The sequence below is a fragment of the Roseateles sp. P5_E11 genome (assembly GCF_054049355.1).
Window position 1 is genome coordinate 1 of sequence record NZ_JBFUMO010001074.1, and the last position, 975, is coordinate 975.

Sequence of the window (975 nt, forward strand, 5' to 3'; positions counted from 1 at the left end):
GGAAAGCGGCTAGGCAGATTGGTCAGAGGGCCGCTTGCTTGCTCTGGAACTTGCCCCGTGGGTCCAGCGTGCCTAGGAGAGCCGATGAACTCGGCGCATGGCTGGCGGGCCGCATCTGCCATGCGGTCGGTGCTCATGGCTCATGCCTCCTGATGTTCTTCAGCAGGACGGCCGGAGGGCTTGACCTTGGTGGTCTTGCGCTTGGCTTCCCGCTCAATCGCGTCGAGGCCTTCACTGATCGCCTGGGCCGTCACCACGCTCGGCTCGTACTGCTTGTCAGGAGGGCTGTTCGTGATGCGATACAAGGTCTTGGCATTGACCCCGCTGCGGCGGGCGACCTCTTGGACGTTGGCCGCCGCGAGACTCGCTTTGATTTCAGTGAGAGTGCGCATGCCTCATTCTGAGACATTCATGTCCAACGCGCAAGAACTTTCTCGCGCCTTCCATGTCCAACCCATTGCCTGGAGTGATGGCACAGTTACAACTATGGAGCCCCTGACCCCCCGTGCAATACTGGCCGCCAACATCCGAAAGCTGATCGGGACAGACAGCGTGCGGAACTGGGCCATTTCAAGGGGGCTTGACGTGAGACTGATCGACCGCATCACGAAAGGCGGCAACGCCACGCTGGAGACAATTGACGAAATCGCGCAGGCCTGCAGCGTGCCGGCATGGCACCTCCTGCTGCCCGACTTCGAGCCGGGCACGAAGATCGACACACCAGTAACGGAGTCCGAGCGCCAGCTCCTGGAGCGGCTGAAGAGGCTTCTTGGCTAAGGGAGACCCACCATGAGGATTGCGCTTTTCTTGGCCGCGTCGGTGTTGAGCGGCTGCGCGACCCGCCCAATGTCTCAGGAAGAGCGAGACAGCTCCGATAGGACGATCCGGGCGCTGGAGGTCTTGAATGCCAGCCCATGGAGCGCTGGCGCCAGACAGCCAGTCCAGCAAAGGTCGCCGGTCGCTTTTTTAAAGCGG

2 protein-coding genes are annotated in these 975 nt (G+C 61.5%); one reads left to right on the top strand and one right to left on the bottom strand.

Annotated features, from left to right (window positions below; translation table 11 throughout):
- Window positions 1–140 precede the first annotated feature (140 nt).
- Window positions 141–392 (bottom strand): hypothetical protein, encoded by a 252-nt coding sequence (locus ACXJKR_RS33485; RefSeq protein ID WP_457326533.1) that lies wholly within the window; start codon window positions 390–392, stop codon window positions 141–143.
- Window positions 393–411: 19 nt separating this feature from the next.
- Here ACXJKR_RS33485 and ACXJKR_RS33490 point away from each other — a divergent pair, with 19 nt between their 5' ends.
- Window positions 412–777, top strand: a complete 366-nt coding sequence (locus tag ACXJKR_RS33490) for a hypothetical protein (protein ID WP_457326534.1) — start codon at window positions 412–414, stop codon at window positions 775–777.
- The last annotated feature ends 198 nt before the right edge of the window (window positions 778–975 follow it).

What these genes read in the sequence shown, in the direction of transcription:
- ACXJKR_RS33490 (WP_457326534.1), top strand. Translation starts at nt 412, where the DNA reads ATGTCCAACGCGCAAGAACTTTCTCGCGCCTTCCATGTCCAACCCATT.
- ACXJKR_RS33485 (WP_457326533.1), bottom strand. Translation starts at nt 392, where the DNA reads ATGCGCACTCTCACTGAAATCAAAGCGAGTCTCGCGGCGGCCAACGTC.